At 38.9% G+C, this 18,020-nt stretch carries 12 protein-coding genes; all 12 read right to left on the bottom strand.

Annotated features, from left to right (window positions below; genetic code table 11):
* Positions 1–5: 5 nt before the first annotated feature.
* Complete coding sequence (locus JYB62_RS18705; RefSeq protein WP_205646932.1) at positions 6–1,277, bottom strand: serine hydrolase domain-containing protein; 1,272 nt, start codon at positions 1,275–1,277, stop codon at positions 6–8.
* 13 nt (positions 1,278–1,290) lie between these two features.
* Positions 1,291–2,250, bottom strand: a complete 960-nt coding sequence (locus JYB62_RS18700) for a CobW family GTP-binding protein (protein ID WP_205646931.1) — start codon at positions 2,248–2,250, stop codon at positions 1,291–1,293.
* Positions 2,251–2,280: 30 nt separating this feature from the next.
* Positions 2,281–3,825: an amidohydrolase family protein gene (locus tag JYB62_RS18695; protein WP_205646930.1), complete on the bottom strand. Its 1,545-nt coding sequence runs from the start codon at positions 3,823–3,825 to the stop codon at positions 2,281–2,283.
* A gap of 111 nt (positions 3,826–3,936) precedes the next feature.
* Entirely contained in the window at positions 3,937–5,301 is a 1,365-nt protein-coding gene (locus tag JYB62_RS18690) for a metal-dependent hydrolase family protein (RefSeq protein ID WP_205646929.1), read from the bottom strand.
* Positions 5,302–5,477: 176 nt separating this feature from the next.
* Complete coding sequence (locus JYB62_RS18685) at positions 5,478–5,735, bottom strand: hypothetical protein (RefSeq protein WP_205646928.1); 258 nt, start codon at positions 5,733–5,735, stop codon at positions 5,478–5,480.
* 572 nt (positions 5,736–6,307) lie between these two features.
* Positions 6,308–8,920 carry a LuxR C-terminal-related transcriptional regulator gene (locus tag JYB62_RS18680; RefSeq protein WP_205646927.1) on the bottom strand — a complete coding sequence of 871 codons (2,613 nt, stop codon included), beginning with the start codon at positions 8,918–8,920 and terminating at the stop codon, positions 6,308–6,310.
* 436 nt (positions 8,921–9,356) lie between these two features.
* Positions 9,357–10,994 (bottom strand): amidohydrolase family protein, encoded by a 1,638-nt coding sequence (locus JYB62_RS18675; RefSeq protein WP_205646926.1) that lies wholly within the window; start codon positions 10,992–10,994, stop codon positions 9,357–9,359.
* Between the two features lie 13 nt (positions 10,995–11,007).
* A complete protein-coding gene (locus tag JYB62_RS18670) occupies positions 11,008–12,660 on the bottom strand; it encodes an amidohydrolase family protein (RefSeq protein ID WP_205646925.1) in 1,653 nt (550 codons plus the stop codon).
* 15 nt (positions 12,661–12,675) lie between these two features.
* Positions 12,676–14,400: an amidohydrolase family protein gene (locus JYB62_RS18665; RefSeq protein WP_205646924.1), complete on the bottom strand. Its 1,725-nt coding sequence runs from the start codon at positions 14,398–14,400 to the stop codon at positions 12,676–12,678.
* A 524-nt stretch (positions 14,401–14,924) separates the two neighbouring features.
* Complete coding sequence (locus JYB62_RS18660; protein WP_205646923.1) at positions 14,925–15,695, bottom strand: hypothetical protein; 771 nt, start codon at positions 15,693–15,695, stop codon at positions 14,925–14,927.
* Between the two features lie 11 nt (positions 15,696–15,706).
* A complete protein-coding gene (locus tag JYB62_RS18655) occupies positions 15,707–16,471 on the bottom strand; it encodes a DUF6090 family protein (RefSeq protein WP_205646922.1) in 765 nt (254 codons plus the stop codon).
* An 803-nt stretch (positions 16,472–17,274) separates the two neighbouring features.
* Complete coding sequence (locus JYB62_RS18650; RefSeq protein ID WP_205646921.1) at positions 17,275–17,991, bottom strand: hypothetical protein; 717 nt, start codon at positions 17,989–17,991, stop codon at positions 17,275–17,277.
* Positions 17,992–18,020 lie beyond the last annotated feature (29 nt).

Raw genomic sequence — 18,020 nt, 5'->3', positions numbered from 1 at the left:
GAATTTTAATTACCCGCTAACAATTTTGCTGCTGTTCTTAAATACCCTGGTGAATGATCCACTCCGGAAATGGATTCGTCATTGGTAGCTAATCCAAAATAACATCCACAAAAATCACGGGCCGGATCTACATAGATACCCTGCCCCATATTGCCGTGTTTGAACATAGCCCCATCTTTAAAGGCGTGATCCCACTGGGCGGTATTGGTATAAGGTGTTTCTCCAAACCATCCTTTGCCCATAGTTTCCTCTCCGCAGCCTACATACGCCTTAGGGTTTCCAAAATCCTGAATGAATTTCAACATCTTGTCCGAAATCACTTGTTCCTTAGCCACTTTGTTCCAGCTTGGCGTGTACAGCAGGGCGTAGCGAAGCATATCTTCAATAGTAGTTATATTTAGTCCTGCAGCTCCAGGTGTTCCATCTGGTGCAAGGGCAACACTAAATTGATTTCTAGCACCTATTTTAGACCATACTAGCTGACCCCAGTACTCATGCCATGGCATTTGAGCGATATTTTCAACCATTACTACTAAAATGAGTGTAATGCATGAAGAATATCTAAATCGATCTCCCGGTTTTTCTCCTGGTATTGGTTGAGCCGATTTAGCCCAATCACGCCAGCTGGTATGTCCACTTTCAAAAGACCGTGTCATAAAACCGGCAATAAATGATTTAGGGTTCGTTAAACTTTCAAAAGTTTCTTCAATATCTAATCCTGAAGACATATTCAGGGCGTTCTTCACTGAAACGGCATCCCATGCAGTACCTTTAAGATCAGGGACATAATGCGTAATTGGTTTTTCAACATCCAATTTTCCTTCTTCCCATAGCATAGTAGCAGTTAAACTTACCGTTGTTTTGGAGGCAGACATCCATACGTGTGGTGCACCTTCTCTCATTCCTGGTGATGTTTCAAAAACAATTTTTCCTTTGTGTGCCATTATCATGGCCTGCACCTGTTTTGGCCCATGAAGATACTCCTCCAGGGTTGGATTTTTACTCCCATCCAGATTGTCAAAGGTGATGTCCAATAGTTCAGGATGATAGTCCCTTTCCAGTATGCTGGTTTCAGCCGGAGGCATAACGACATGGGTTTTGAAAAATGCCGGAAGATTTAAGTTATAATATATCGAATCGTCGTTGCCTGTTTGCCAGTTCACAAAGCTGTAACGACTCGTTGCAGCGTATACAAAGTCGAGTGGTTGCGGTTGTTTCCATTTTGACATGCGGGTCTCCATGTTCAGCATGTCGTTAATTCTGTCTTGTTTGCTCATTCTGTTCTGATTTTTAATTTGTATCCAAACACTTATCAAGAGCTTTTTTAATGCCTTCGATATTACAAGTTCCTTTTCGTGCAATAAAAACGAGTCGAGTCGCAGGGGTAATTTCCCCCCAGTTTCTTTCTTCAGAAAGAACGGTACGCCTTCCTACCATTTGCAGCAACAATCGCTTTGTAGGATTCTCCTTCGCATAGATGAAGCCTTTAGCTCTGAAAAGTTCAGGAGGAAGATGAGTCAATAATTGATTAAAAAGTGAAAGTTTAAAGGGACTAGTACTTTCGTAACTCCAGGATTCAAATGTAACTTCATGATTATGATCATGTGATAACTTTTCCGTTTGGTTAACTCTATGTAAAGCTTTTCCTGCTTCAACACCTAACAACACATCTATGGGTAACTTGCATTTTTCAGCACGAAGAATTTGTGCACGTTTATTAAGGGAACCAATCCAGTTTTCTACTTCGGATAGCTTTTCTTTATTGACTAAATCAATTTTATTAAGAATAATTAAATCTGCTCCACCAATTTGTAGTTTAGCGAGTTTCATTTCTTGCTCAGGAATATTCAGTACTTGTTCAGCATCTACCACCGTTAAAACCCCATCAACCAACACATCATTTCTTATCTCACGCTGTAGAAAGGATCTATAAATACCCTCAGGGTCCGCCACCCCACTGGATTCAATAATAATCTGATCAGGCCTCTCTTCTAAATCCGATAATTTTAATACTGCAGTGATCAGATCAGCACGTATGGCACAGCAAACGCACCCATTGGCCAAACTAATAACCCCATCGGTAACATCGGTAACCAAGTCCGCATCTATGTTGATAGCACCAAAATCATTCACTATCACTGCTACTCTTCTGCCATGTTCTTCGGTAAGAATATGGTTTAAAAGTGTGGTTTTGCCCGCACCCAAAAACCCGGCTAAAATGGTGACCGGGATTGGAGTTTTGGTATTCATATTTTTGGAGGCTATCATTAAAGAGTTTACTTAAGCAGTTATTTTAGCACGTATAGGCCTACCAGGTAAAGCATTGGTATCTAACTCTTCATCTCTAATTAAAAATGTACCATTAATAATCACATGATGCATCCCTTTAGATAACCTTGCAGGATTACGGAAATCAGCCTGTTCAGAAACAGTTTCAGGATCAAAAACCAAGATATCGGCATCGGCACCAACTTGTATTCTTGCCTTATTTTTCATTTCTGGTATAGAATCTTCAAGAATCTTGGCAGCGTTCAAAGACGTATATCGCATGGCATCCATCCAGCTGATTACGCCACGTTCACGCACCCATTTCCTTAAAAAGCGGCAATAGTTTCCTGCAGCCCTTGGGTGGTTGCTTAAACCTTCTGGTAACGGCCATTCATCAGAATGGAAGAATTTTCCATCCGTAGTAGTGTACGGCAGACCATCTGTAACCACTGCACCGCCTGGAAATAGAACCGACATATCAAGTAAAGAAGCGTCATGTGCATTGTCATCTTCTCTCAAATAATGAATTATCGTAGATAAGTTAGGGTCTTCTTTTCTGGCTTTAACGACTTCTTCTTTTGTTTGGAAGTCTTTCATGGTTTTAACAGCAGTAAGATCACTCCAATCAATTTCAAGTCGCTCTTGAACATCTTCCGGATCAAATTCGTGAGCTCCTATTGGACCGTTTCCAGCTCCATAAGAATAGGCCTCAGTAGTAATTGGTATTCCGGCAGATTGTGCTGTTTTTATCAATTGACTAATGGAAGGAATATCTCGTAAACTCACACTATTAAGGTGACAAATGTGTGTTTTAGCACCGGTACTTGCCGCAAGACCTATCATTTCCACAATATTTTTTGTGCCACTATTAGGATCAACCATCGAAAGGTTTTGGATATGCGTATAGGTAGGCACATTATATTTCTTGGCAAGTTTCCAAATTCCTAATAGTTCTTTCATCCCTGCACCTGGCGCATAACCCCATGGCACACCAACGCCAATACCTCCTTCTTTCAGGCCTTCTTCCGTCATGTCAAGGATCTTTTGTAGGGTTTCGCCTTCAGCAACTGCCATAACCCATTCGGTGGCATCAAAAGATTCTAAAAACCATTCGACTGAAGGAACGGGCTTTCCGTTGACAGCTTTTTGTGGGCTAAAAGTTACAATTCGTGCTCCACCCCAAGCGGAAGAAGCTCCATAGTTTATGGGTCGCCCTTCTTTAGCGCATTTATCGTAAAATTCGCTTACTGGTAATACACCAGACTCTAAGTCCAATGCTGTAGTCAAACCATCAAAGGCTTGAATACGATTGCTGCCAATATTTTGAGAATGTGCATGTAGATCAATAAAACCGGGACATACTATTTTCCCAGTCGCATCCACAACCTCCTTGCCCTTCAATGGCTCAGTCGAAATTGCCGCAATTTTGTCACCGATTACTCCAACATTAAATATACCGTCGGTATAGGTTTCGGCATCGATTACCCGACCATTAGTTAAGACAACATCATAAACCACATCTGTAGCTTTTGTTTTCCTTGCATTTGATTCTTCCATTTGATTTCTTTTTTAATTCTTAATTCTTAATTCTAATTTTTAGGTTACCGATGTCACTCAGACAGAAGTCTCATTTAATGGGTATTTTCTGAATGCCAGCTCTTGAATTCGTTATTGAAGCGTGTTCTTGTAAAACTTTCCGTCTTTCATGATCATTTTGATGTTATCAGTATTGGTTACAGCACCAAGATCTTCAAGTGGATTTCCCTCGACCAAAAGAAGATCAGCGTACCCACCCTCTGAAACCGTTCCCAGAGTGCCCTCTTGATAAGGATTTCGCATTTCTCCGCTCAACGCAAATAATTCTCCAGCAGTACTTGTGGCCATGCGAAGGATTTCCACCGGCTTAAACCAAGCCGAGAGACGTTCCATCTGCTGTATTTGCTTGGCTGCTTCCTCTCGAGGAAGAAAGAACATATCTGTTCCATAAGTAACTTTAAGAGTAGGTATATCTTTAATCATTTTATAAACGCGCTCTGTACCTTCACAGACTATGGCAAGTTTGGCATTTGAAAAATCATCCAATTGTGGTTCGTTACAGACCGTAAAAGGCTGAGTGCTCAGGAATACGCCTTCTTTAGCCATACGCTCCAAGGTTGCCTTATCAAGAAGTTGTCCATGACCAACATCTTTAATCCCCGCATCAATAGCACGATTGATGGCAGAAGGGTGATAGGAATGAACAGTTACATAGGTTCCCCAATCTCCTGCGGTTTGTACAGCTGCCTTAATTTCATCGAATGTATATTGATTACCCAATAATGGGTCTGCTGGCGAAGCATAGCCACCTCCTGCTGCTATTTTGATTTGAGAAGCACCCCTTTTTAGGTTTTCACGAACCGCTGTGAGCACTTGATCTACGCCATCTGCCAGATAAGCATGACCTTGATATTGCCAATCTGGAAGCCCGCCGCCATACAGCATTGGATTCTCGTTGCCAAAACGGAAGTCAAAGTGTCCGGCAGTTTGAGAAATCAATGCACCGGATGGGTAAATTCTCGGACCCGGAATAAGACCTTCATCAATAGCTCTCTTTAGGCCAAAAACGCTGCCCCCCATATCTCTGACGCTAGTGACCCCACGCATGAGCATATCTTCAGCATCTACTGTTGCACGCACATAACCATAACTAGCATGCCCCGTTATCATGCTCATTTGATCTATAGTGGTGTAAGAAAGATGTACGTGCGTATCGGTAAGTCCCGGCATTAGCGTGCGTCCACCGCCATCAATAATGGTTACATTATCGGTTTGCATCACCATCAACGGCCCTTTAGATATTTGTTTGATCAGGTTACCTTCTACCAAAACATCCGCTTTGAGTAGTTGATCTGATCTTCCGTCAAAGACTTGAACATTGGTAAACAAGGTGATTTGCTTGGCTTGTTCCTGAGCAAAAAGCCCTAGGCTAAGCATGTAAATAATGGCGAAAACGAATGATCTTTTCATGTAGTTGATCTGCTGTTTTAATTTCATAGAACTTGCTATTTAAAAGATTTTAGCTTTACCCGGATGGCGATATTCACCATGCCGCGATTGCGAAACCGATACCTATCCAAGTGGTGATTGCAAGTATTCCAATATGCGGATTGTTGGTAATGAAGTAGCCAGTAATTTTTGATAAGCAATGTGTTATATTATTTAACTGTCTGTTAGTCAGTATCTAAAATTCGAACTGATAGTATTTCGTAACGAATTTCATTCAGAGCATTAAGAAGTCCCAGAAGAGCTGATTGATCCGGAAAGCAACCGATAAGATTAATTTCATCTTTTCCAGGTTGTCGTTGAATTTGTATATCATCAACAATGGCTAAAAGTGTCGATGTGACCTTACCTGAAATCTTGATTTGATAAACAGAGGATTTATCAGGCAAAATATTCCAAAAATCAAGTATTTCGTCCCTTATCATTCATTCAATTTACAAAGTGATGTTTTGACTATTCCTACAACTTAAGTCGCAAAAAGGTAGGATTACATTGATTATACCCATGAAAACAATGCTGTTTCGTGTATTGAATAGTAAAAAATAGGCTTGAATGATTTTCCTTAAGAAAATGTTTAGCTCTACTTTTCAAAATCAAGTGTTATCATTGAAAAATGAAGAAGGGTAACCTAATTCTTTAAACTCAGATTTTATAAATAGATGATCTGAGATTTTTTAGCTAAAAAATTCTGGATTAACTATTCAAATCACCCTAGATGTTTTATTCGATGAGTGACTTTTTTAACTATAGGGGTGAAAATGACTACATCTATTTCCAGCTTTGTTCCAGATGACGATCCGTCGAAAGTTCCATTATAGGTGTTTTCGGGAATTAAATTATGGTGCCTAATTGTTTAATGAATTTTTTAAAAAAATATTTAAAAATAATGGCAAAACACGATCCCTTTAGCTGGGATAACTGAGATGTAATCATTAGAGTATTGAATTTTTACTCCAAGTTAAGCCTGAATTGATTCTTGGGTTATAGAAGATACTATTTATTGATTTTGAATTATTCGAAGCATTGAGGTTCGATTATAGACGTCAAGCTTTCGATAAATATTAGTCAAGTGACTTTTCACGGTTACCGTAGAAATATGTAGTTGGTCTGCTATCTCTTTATTTCTGAGTCCAATAGCGATTAGCTTCACGATTTCTTGTTCACGTATTGTCAATTCTTTTAAATTCAAATTTTCTGGATTATACTTTGCTGTGGATTTTATTAAGCCTAATCGTACAAGTGCATGGTAGGATTTGCTTGAAGTATTGACGAGATTAAATAATTCAGGCATAACTTGGTACACTTCAAATATGGGTCTTGATATTTCAGCGCTTTCTGCAAGTAATAAGGCTTTTTCCAAAAACTTTTCTGCAGACTCCGCATTACCTATACGATACTCTGCTATCGCTTTCAATAGCGTTATGTCAACAATGTGGTACTTGTTATAAATTTCATTTAGCGAGGTTTCAAGAGTTTCAATTACCTCAATTGCTTCTGTTACCAATTGAATGGATCCGTGACTTACTATGATTCGAAGTTTTGTTAGTTCAGGAACATCTATTAAAAATAAATAATTACCTGTGCGTACTTTTACCCAATCTTGCAATGCCCAGTCTAACTCTTTTTCCCCTTGACCATGATGCCAGCTTAATCTAGCTTTTACGGAATCGAAGTAGTATTGAAACTTAGGATCAATCATGTTAATGGCCATTTGGCTCATTTCCAATAAAAATGACTCAGTAGCCTTTTCGTTCCCTTTCAGAGAGCTTAAGATAATTAAGCCCGCCAGTGCATCAAAATAGGTCCTCAAATTAAATAAACCCTTAAATTTTACAGCTCCTTTTAATTCGCTCATAGCTTCAGGCTCATTGTAACATTGAAAAGCAACATTGCCTTGAAAATAAAAACTCCAACCTTCTAGTGATCGTAAACCGGTATCTTGAACAAGAAACTGCAACCTTTTTGCTTCATTAATTGCTGACTCAAAATTTCCAGAAAGTATGTGAATAAACACTTTACCATGTACAGCGCGAATATGTGTTTTTGAGAAAGGCTCTGATTTTCCTTGAAAATCTTCAAGAGACTTCAATGCCAAGATAGTTAAGCCTTGCATCTGTTTACTACAGGCCAATATCAATTCACTGCGTCCGCTTAACATGTAACTTTCATCATGGCACAATGAAATAGATCGTTCGAGCGATTCTGCTGCTTTTTTTGGATTTGGGCTGACAAAGGTGAAATAGTAACCCAAATGATGAAGATATTGTGAAAGATTCTTCGGATTTGAATTCTCAATCCCAAGTGCATCTAACACTTCCAGAATAGAAGAAAAGTCAACAAGGTTCCATGTTTCCTCACATATAATTAATTCGGTGAGCAAGATATCAATATGGGCATTGCGAATTTGCCGGGGGATGTTTTTTATCCAGCGTTGTAAAACCCACCATTCTCCTTTTTCCAAAAAGACTTCCCTATGGGTTTTAATCAGTTTGCAGGTTAATGTATAGTTTTTAGCCTGGATTGAGTATTGAATTGCTTCATCCGCAAAACCATTATCTGAAAACCATACACTCATGTCATTGTAAATTGAGTTGACTAAAGCAGGTTCAGTCCCTTCCAACTGTCTTTTTAAAATATTGCCAATCAAATGATGGAATCTGAATTTTTCATGTGCACCTCTTATGGGGATTAAGAAAAAGTTCAATTCGATCAGTTTGGAAAGGAAGGTTTCAGCTGAACAGGAATCAGGATAAGCACACCTACAAACTGCGTTGATCAGCTCTTTGTCAAATTGATCAAAGAGCGAACAAAGTTGCATTGTCTTAAAAAATTTCTGGTCAATATTTTCACTAATATGAAACATTAAGCGATCTAGATCCTGATTTAATAGTTCCTTTTCATTATTAGAATTGGAAAAGGATTTTGCCATTAAATACATTCTGATCGCCAAGATCCAACCCTCAGTATTTTCTAAAAATAAATCAATCTCAGAATCACTAAATCTAATGTCTTTAGCGGAAGATAAGAACTGATAAATCTCAGATTTCTCAAATCTGAGTTCTCGCATCCTGAGCTCCAACATTCTATTATATAATCTTAGTTCTTTCAACTGAAATGGAGGATCCCAGCGGGTGATAATAACTACCTGTAAATTATCTAAATTCTCTTTGATTAACGCTTTTACTAACTGGTGGATTTCTAGATTTTTGATCAGGTGATAATCATCCAGAACTAACCTTAAATTTTCCTGAATTTCGTTAACTGAATTGATGATTCTGTTAATGATTGCATCCCAAGTTAGGAAGTAAATTTCTTGTTTATTTTTAAAAATCTTTTGAATCTTTTTTGAATCTCCAGACCGCTCTAAAGTATCAATCAAATAGGAAATGAAAATAGAAGTATCATTCATGCTTTCATCCAAAGAAAGCCAGGAATAATCTTTTTGGTAGTAATTGAGCCATTGACTTACCAGCACGCTTTTTCCATAACCAGCCGGAGCAGATAGTAGGATCAGAGGCAAATGACTACTTTTTTCTAACTTTTCTACTAAATATGTTCTATGTAAAAGATCATTAGATAAAGTTGGTCTATTCAGTTTAGTGTTAAGCATGAATCAATACACAATTATTGAATTTCAATTTAAAATAAATTAAAAGAAAACATCAAACTTTTGAACAATGAAAAAGTGTCAGAAGTAAGGTTTAATGGAATAATTCAAATTTTAATGGCGAAAATATGATTTTAAAGAGACGTTGTTTTAAAATTAGGGTCTAAACCAACACTGCTTTTGGAGTGGGGGTGAATTTAGAACTTAAATTCTAACTATCGATTCATCATTTTGTTTAAAATCTAAGTTTTTCTGGAAAAAAATAGATTTACGCTGAACTAAAAAAAAGACTGGGAGTCATCTCCCAGTCTTTTTTTCAAATTTTACTTTATTCTTTAAAGGTTACTGTAAATACCTAAGTAATCAAGACAGTGCATATAATAAAAGAATAATCCACACACGACTCATGAATAGGACTCCTTTAATTATTGAAGGTGCATCATTTTAAGCCAGCCCCACTGAAATCAGCAGGCGAGGCATAGAAAGCTTTTTCCCAATTTTCGACAGATAAGGGTTCAAAATGTCCTTTTTCTTCAACCTCAAAACGAATGGGTTGACCCGCATCAAAGCGTTTTATAGGTTCTGAATCTCTCATTACAATGATGCCATTTACTATTACATGGGGGATCCCTGTTGATGGAAGGGTACCTTTGGCATAAGTAGAGTTATCAGTTACGGTCTCAGGATTAAAAATGGTAATATCAGCTACCATACCCTCTTGTAATCTTCCTCTCACTTGCATGGCTTTAAGACCCATTTTGCCTAAAGGATTTGCGTAGTTATAACTGGTCATGGAAACAGCCTGCATCAAAGGAATATTATTTTCTCTTGCTAATCGTAAAACTTTGGCGAAAGAACCAGCTTGCCTTGGATGAGTATTAGGAAAGTCTTCGTAGGGAGTTTCCCAAGTAAGTCCATCATCTGGTATGAAAGGCATACCATCGCTACCAATTGCCACTCCTTTCATTTTCATCCAATTCACTATCCATTCTTCTTTGCTTTTATAAACAAGGACTAAACGGGTTGGCTCTTTCTTTAACATTTCTTCTCGTGATTCTTGAGTGTAAAATTCTCCAGTTTCAACATCCTGTAGCGTTTCTTCATATTTATTGCCAAGTGTTTTTACCCAAACCTCTGGCTCCAAGAAGACTGCATTTAAGGCTGTTGAGCCTGCAGCATACGGATATATTTCTCCCCATACATTTTCGCCCTTTTCTTGCATTCTAAGCAATAGTTCATATACCAAGTTATAACCAGGATTATTAAAATGAAGTGCAATGGCCGGGGTGCCTAATGCCGAAGCATTAGCGAGCATTTCCTGAATACCCAAGGTTTCTTGTACATCTGATCCGGGTGTCAATCTAAAATGCATACCTATTTGACGACCGTAGGCTCCGGCAAGTTTTTGAAGCTCAAAAATTTCTCTGGAGGAAACCCCTTCTCGCATATACCCAACGGTTGAACCTATTCCTAAGCCTCCTTTACGCAATCCTTCATCCATTATTTTGAGAATTTCATTGGCTTGCTCCAGATTTGGACGGGTCTTTGACCATCCTTCTTTTCCGGATCGTACACCAGCTGCATCCAAAGTGTAATATCGTTTCCAATCTTTGAATTCATCTAGCACGGCACCACGAGCCAATTCATGGGCAACGGCTACTCCGTAATTGACCGGAGCGTTGCCTTCTCTTTGTTCATAAAATTTGTCAATTTCTGGACCGAATCCTCCAACCTCTAAATCTAAAAGAGTTGTACGCCCATCACGCAACATGATACGATAGATATAGGGCTCAATAGTATGCTGATGACCATCGATAAATCCAGGTGCTACCACATGGTCTTTGGCATCAATGGTTTCTTTACCTTTAATTTCATCTTCGGTAATTAATGAGATTATACCGTCTTTGATACCCACATTTCGTACGGCATCAAAATTAGTTTCAGGATCCATGACGCGGCCATTAAGGATGACTATGTCAAATTCCTGATTGGGGTCAGCCCCTTTTTCAGTGCTTGTCTCATTACAACTGCTGAAAATAAGTGCAGAAATAAAGAGGGTTAAAAGTGTTTTTTTCATATTAACAAATATATTACTTGGATTGATTTGGATCAAACACCCTTGGTTCAATTTCTATTTCATCTAGTTTCCCTTTTTCTTGAACAGGGAATCGAATTGGCTTTCCTGGAAAAACCTTTAGGACTTCAGAATCTTTAACAACTATTACCCCATTTACCAAAACATAGGGAATGCCTGTCGAAGGAATGGCCCCCATTCCAACCTCATAAGTGGAATTATCTCTAACTGTTTCAGGATTGAAAACTACAATATCTGCATCCATACCCTCTTGAATACGACCTTTATATTTAAAATGAGGAATACCTGCCAACTCTTCAAAATACTTGGCATGTAAATAACTCATTTTAGAAATAGCTTCCATCAACGGCATAATTTTATCTTCACGAACCATTCTAAGTACTTTTGCTCTTGTACCGGCGCTCCGAGGGTGAACAGATTTTCCTTCATAAGGCTCCTCCCAATCATAATATTCCAGATTCTCATCTTGAATAGCCATACCATCAGAAACGATTACAATACCAGGTTGAGCAATCCATTTAGCAATATCTTCAATAGGGTTATTGTAAATAACAATAGCTCTTCCAGGGTCATTTTTTCTCACATCTTCATACATTGCTTTATCCCAACGAGAACCATCAAGGTTAGAAACACTCGAATAGGTAATCCCCATTTGCGCCATACTAGCTTCAGTTAGAAGATCTGCAGAAGCAATAGTAGAACCTGCAGCATACGGATACACCTCACCCCATACCTTGGCACCTCTATTTTCTCTTGCATCATTAATCATTGGAATAGTGTATTCCCAGTCCATATTGCTGTTAAGGTGTGAAGCCATGAAAGGTGCGTCCAAAACCAACGCATTGGCCAGCATTTCCTGAACACCCAACTGCCCTTCTGTTGGCGGCCTCACACCCGCAAAGCGCACATGTCCATTGGTTACACGACCATATTTTGCAGCTAATTCTTGATATTTATACAATTCATATTGGGTGACACCTTTAGTCATATATCCAACAGGAACGCCTATGCCTAAAGCCCCTTGACGAAGACCCTCATCGACATAAGCCATTATTTTTGTCATTTCTTCCTTATTAGGAAGCGTAGATGACCACCCTGGTTTACGACCCTCTTGTTGTGCTTTTACCGCTGCTGCTCGAACGGTGTGAGAGAATAAGCCTCCCATATCATTGCCTAAAGCCGCTATTTCAGGACCATCTAAAACGGCTACACGACCTAGAGTAGCCAAAACTACCATCCCGTAATTACTTTGAGTTTTTCCCTCGGCGTCTGCATACCATTTTTGAATATCTCCCGCTCCAGATTCAAAATCCATCTGGGTGGTCAAGCCATCACGTAAATTGACCTTACGGCTAAATTGATCTGTTGCGTGTTGATGGCCTTCAATAAAACCAGGCGCCACCACATGATTGGTAGCATCAATGGTTTCTTTACCTTTTAGGTCACTTTCGGTAATGATGGCTATTTTACCATCTTTGATACCCACATTTCTAATACCGTCAAAATTGGTTTCTGGATCCATGACGCGCCCATTTAAAATAACTACGTCAAATTCCTGATTGGGGTCAGCCCCTTTTTCAGTGCTTGTCTGATTACAGCTGCTGAAAATAAGTGCCGAAATAAAGAGGGCTAAAAGTGTTTTTTTCATTTTATAAGTCTCGTTTTAGTTTTTTTTCTTCAGCGTTTTTCCAGCACCAGAGTCATCATCTAAATGCATCTCCACAAGCTCTGGATTTAAACCAATCGTATGCTGATTTAGCCATTTTTCTTGAACAATTGGAACAAATCTTCCTTTAGCTTCTACAGGGAAACGAATTTCCTGTCCTGGCTTTACAGGCAATACTTCACTGTTTTTTACGACGATAACACCATTTACAATTACATAAGGAATACCTGTAGTAGGTGTTCCATGTTCACCTACTTTGAAGCTTGAATTATCAGTAATAGAAAAAGGATCAAAAATGGTGATATCTGCAATTTTTCCAACCTGAATGCGACCACGCTCCTTCATGGCTTCAAGCCCCGCATCTCCTAAATGTTTGGCCGACCAATAACTCGCTTGCGCAATAGTGAACATCAATGGTACACCCTGTTCACGGGCCATTCGGAATGCAGCACCGCGTGAGCCAGAAGTTCTGGGATGTCCTCTATATTCAGACCAATCCGCATCCCATGGCAATAAAGTACCGTCTGCGCCAACGCCTGCCATCGCATCACTCGCTATAGTCATGTGAGGAATTGCCAACCAGTGATTCATCCAGGCTTTTCGATAAGGAAATTCAACCACAACCGATCTTCCGGGATCTTTTTTCATCAGTGCGGCATACGTTTCGTTGGTAAGGTATTGATCATCAACAGGGTCGTAAATGGTTTCTTCGTATTTATAACCACGCTTTTTTACCCATTCAGAAGGGCTTAGGAAAGCTGCTGTGATCGCTGTTGATCCGGCCGCATAGGGATAATATTCGGACCACATATTCATTCCTTTTTCTCTTGCCAATTGCAATTTTTCTTCAATTTCCCACCAGCCATAATCATTGTTATGGGCCATCAATAGGGGAGCGTCTAACAACATTGCATTGGTAAACACCTCGTCGAAGGCTATAGGAGCTTCGGTAGGTGTTTCTGATATAAGATGATACCTGGTATGAACGGATGTAAGACGGCCATAGTTAGCACCGGCCCGTTGTGCTGCAAAAAGTTCGTAGCTGGTCATTCCCTTGGCCATATATGCTCCGGGCACAGCAACACCAATGGCTCCTTGTCGCAGATCTTCATCCATTAAAGCCATCACTTTATTCATTTCCTCGATAGTGGAATTGGTTTCTGCCCAGCCTTGGACACCATCTTTCATAGCTTTCGCTGCGTAGGTAGGAATTACAGAAAAATCTACCGGTTCACTAAGTTCCGCATCAGGATCATGAACAGCCATTCTGTTAAATAATAAACTTGCAGAAGTACCATAGTTTACTTGCCATCCAGTTTTTTCTTTCTCGGCGTACCAATCCTTTACATTAAACGAACCCGCTTCAAGGTCCATACCGGTAGTGACACCATCTCTGAGTGCCATCTTGCTTGCAAAGAGGTCTGTGGCATGATAGTGGGTATCTATAAAACCGGGTGCTACCACATGCCCTTTGGCATCAATGGTCTCTTTTCCTTCTATTGGGGATTTGGTGATGGTGATGATTTTCCCTTCCTTAATTCCCACATTGGCGACATCGTCAAACATGGTTTCAGGATCCATGACCCGGCCATTTAGAATGACAAGGTCATATTCTATACGAGTACTTTGTGTTTGGGCATTAATTTTATGTTGAAAGCTGCTGATTAAAAATGCAATAAAGAGTATTGCAAGAATGGAGCTTTTACTTATAAATTTCTTCATATTTCAAGTGTTTTAATAATTATTCCAAAAATTGGAACTGATAGAATATTCTAGCCAAATCTCCATAGACCAGTAAGTTTTTGTTTGGAATTGGTGTTAATTACTTGAAAAGGAGATGATTTGATTTCGCTTTGATAGTTTTAAGAATTATTTGTTGATAGTTTTTTTTAAAAGTAAACCTTTGTTTTTTGTTAAAATATCCATTCGTCGTTTAGCAAAATTATCTTTTTAAGGATAGATTATTCTTCTAAATTTACTTAAGATTACTTAGCTTTTTCCCCGACTTTAGTAGCAAAAAGGTAGGGGGAAGTGGCCTATAATTGCGTATGAGTTTTTTTTGACCGTTTCTCCAGCGTATAAAAGGAGATTTTGTGCCTAGTGCAAATTTATGTAGAGTTAGACCTTTGACGCTAAAAACTAAACTAGGTTGAGTTAAAAATTTCTTCTACACATGCCATTGAAATGATTAAATCCAGACTGGATAGGGGTCATTTTTCTGTATTATTCTAATGGATTAGCATTCTTCAGGGAGTTTTTAATTTTCTCTCGATCCTGTTGATTAATTCATCAGTGTTTCGCTTTAGGTCTTTCCAATAGGTTTCGTTGACAGAAGTGTAGGAATAAAATTCAGCCATCCGCTTTTTGTTGTCTTTATTTTCCTTGAGATATTCAATAAAATCTGGGTCATACGTGCCAATTGCCCAGTTTTCAAACCAATCGTATTGCTTATATTCTTGAATGTTTCTTTTGGAGACCTCCACGGTAACTTTGTTGTATTCTGGAAGAACAGTTCCCAACTGTGAATAATAGCTGATGATGTCATTGGTTAATGAGTCATTAACCAAATCCCTATTATTTAGCAGTTTGAGTAAATCGTATCCTTTGGTGTTCGGGAGAAAAGCTACAAAGTCAGTACATAAACTCCGGATGGGTCTGATTTTGGGGTCATCATATGTAATTGCATCGATGCTGGCATAAAAGGAATCTGGAATTTTATTTCCCAGCATATCGAGAATAAATCGATTGGTAGTTTCGATATTCTCAATATCAAGTACCAGCTTTACCCGGTCATTTTGAAGATCCTTGTGGATTTGCTCGAATACACTTTTGGTGTATTGGTCTTTTAGAAAATCCTCACGGCTGGTATTGATATAAAGTGCTATCAATATTCCGATGACGACCAGCAAAATTTCTCCGATAGCATAGATCAAATACTTAACAAATTTATCGGGCTGAAAGGTGGAAACGTTTTCAGATAATATTTTTTGACGGAGTTTTCTAAAGAAGTTGATCATGGTTTGGTGCTTCACTCGTTGATTTCTTGTAACTCTAATTCAATCAGCATCGTCAACTCACTGATATCTTTGTCTAAATTCACTCGGTAGTCCAATACATCTTGAGTCATATTCAATTTAATGCCTAAAAGGTTTCTGATGCGCTGATCGGAGAGGATTTCCTTGTAATCATTTTGGGTTTCATTTGTAATATTGATTGAAGGAATGGCTGATTTGATAAGAGGAATAAAATTGATCTCATTTTCAGCAATATCATCTATACGAATCTGTTGCACATTTAATCGGTCTTCCAGCATACCTCTCAGTTCATTTAAATTTACTTCCAAGCTGGTGAATTTTTCTTTGATCTTTTGATTCTTGATAAGTCCCAGTTTATTGGTGTTTTTTAGGTCGGTATAGGTATTGATGACTGGAATGTCATTTTCTAAATTCCAAAAGGCATCTTTGAAAATCTCATCTGTAATCGTAAGATTATCCAGATTTGAATGGATAGAATCCAGCCCTAAAACCACTAACAGAACGCTCTTTGAATCACTTTCAGCAGAAACTAAGGCTTCGGATTGTTTTTTAGCCAGAATTAAATTTTTATCCAGACTTTCAAGAATGGCGATTTCTTCCAGTGTGTTTTTTCGCTCCTCATTCCAATTATTGATGGATAATGCAATTAAAATACCAATCACCACCAGGATAATTTCCCCAAATGCATAGAGTAGATATTTTGTGAACTTGTTTTCAGCCAACATATGTTGACGAATTTTTCTGAAAAAATTGATCATGGGTAAATATCTGGCTGATTTACAATTAGTTTGTCGGAACTTTGTTCCCTAATATACTTGTCCTTTTTGGTAGAATTGATAGAATTTTCCATTCATTCAGGGTTTGAATGATCCCAAATGCCCAATTTTATCAAGTTCTCCTAATCAGTTTACAGTTTTTGAAAGCTCAACAGCCGCAGAAATTGTTAAAATGATTATGGATTAGGTAGCATTAGCGCCTCGTTTAATACCTCCAATTCTAGGTTTAATGGAGATATAAAAAGATTCTCCTTAGACCCTAATAGATCCTTCTGAGATTCAAATCCTATCTCGTGAGACCCAAAAAGAATCAAACGACACTCAAAAAGAATGTCGAGAAATACGAAAAGAATCTCTTTTGAACCAAAAAGGCCCTCGCGAGATACTCAAAGAGTCTCGTTTGATATTAAAAGGACCTCCGGAGATTCAAAAAGGTTCTCGCTTGAACCTAAAAGAATCTCGCGAGATTCTTTTTACACCCCATGGGGGGTATATAGACCGGGGGGAGGGGGTATGAATAGGGGTACATTTACCAAAATCCTAAATGATCTAGCAATGTTGAAAAGCAAGAAGATTACCTTATTCCAAACACTAGGAATCCAGCCACGGCAGGCAGGTATTCGGGATTAAAGGGGGGGATTGAGCGTGATTATTGGAAAATTGCATGGTTAAACCAATTGCATCCCAAAAGCTGTATGGGATGGGAAGGACTGTAAAGCGTAGTCTGCGACAATTGTCGGGACAAACTATGCTTAGATACAGTAACGTCCATCAACCAGACAGGGTTAATAAAAGAGTTCTACGTAGGTAGTTGCAAAGTTTTGCCAGAAGTTACTGTCTTTGATTTGCCAAAGCACAGAACCCAGCAGTAAAAGCAAGAATACCACGAGATAAGGTTTGTAGTTATTTTTCTTGGCCAAGTCAACACCCAGCAAAACACCTACAATTACCAGATCGAGTGCATCAGTAATAGTCAAAGCAGCAAAAGGGGAAAAATCAAAACTTGACATTAGTCCACGGCCTACACCTGGCCCTATAGCCAAAATACCGGTAGCGATCATATAGCGCATATGGGCAGATGGAGTTTTACGGTAACCCATTGCCAAAGCCCAGAAAATGGCGAACGTGAATAGTCCACGAATATCAAGTGCCATAAAACCTAAGTTTTCAGTTTCAGGAAAAACATCCACGCCGCGCCAGTAGGAACCTTTTCCTACCAAGAACATCGAGATGATAATCAAAGGTCCTAATAGGTAGGAGACTTTGCCTAAGCTTCGATGCAGTTTTACCTTTTTGAAGTAAATCAGCATAGGTTGTACTACCAATAACCCCAACCAGGCCATTAATAGGGCGCCGTGAATATGTATGACGTTAGTGGAGTTTTCGAAATTAGGAAACTCGCTGGTATAAGACTCATAAAAGCCCCATTGCACCCCAATGATGATAATGATTATAAACAGAGCGGTAAGGGGATAGGTGTTTTTTGCCTGGAGAGTTTGCATCGCTGAGATTCGTTTATCCAGACTAATCT

The sequence above is a fragment of the Algoriphagus lutimaris genome, from assembly GCF_017051705.1.
Taxonomy (GTDB): Bacteria; Bacteroidota; Bacteroidia; order Cytophagales; family Cyclobacteriaceae; genus Algoriphagus; species Algoriphagus lutimaris.
Note: the sequence above shows the minus strand (reverse complement) of the source record. Positions and strands in the feature narration are given on the sequence as shown.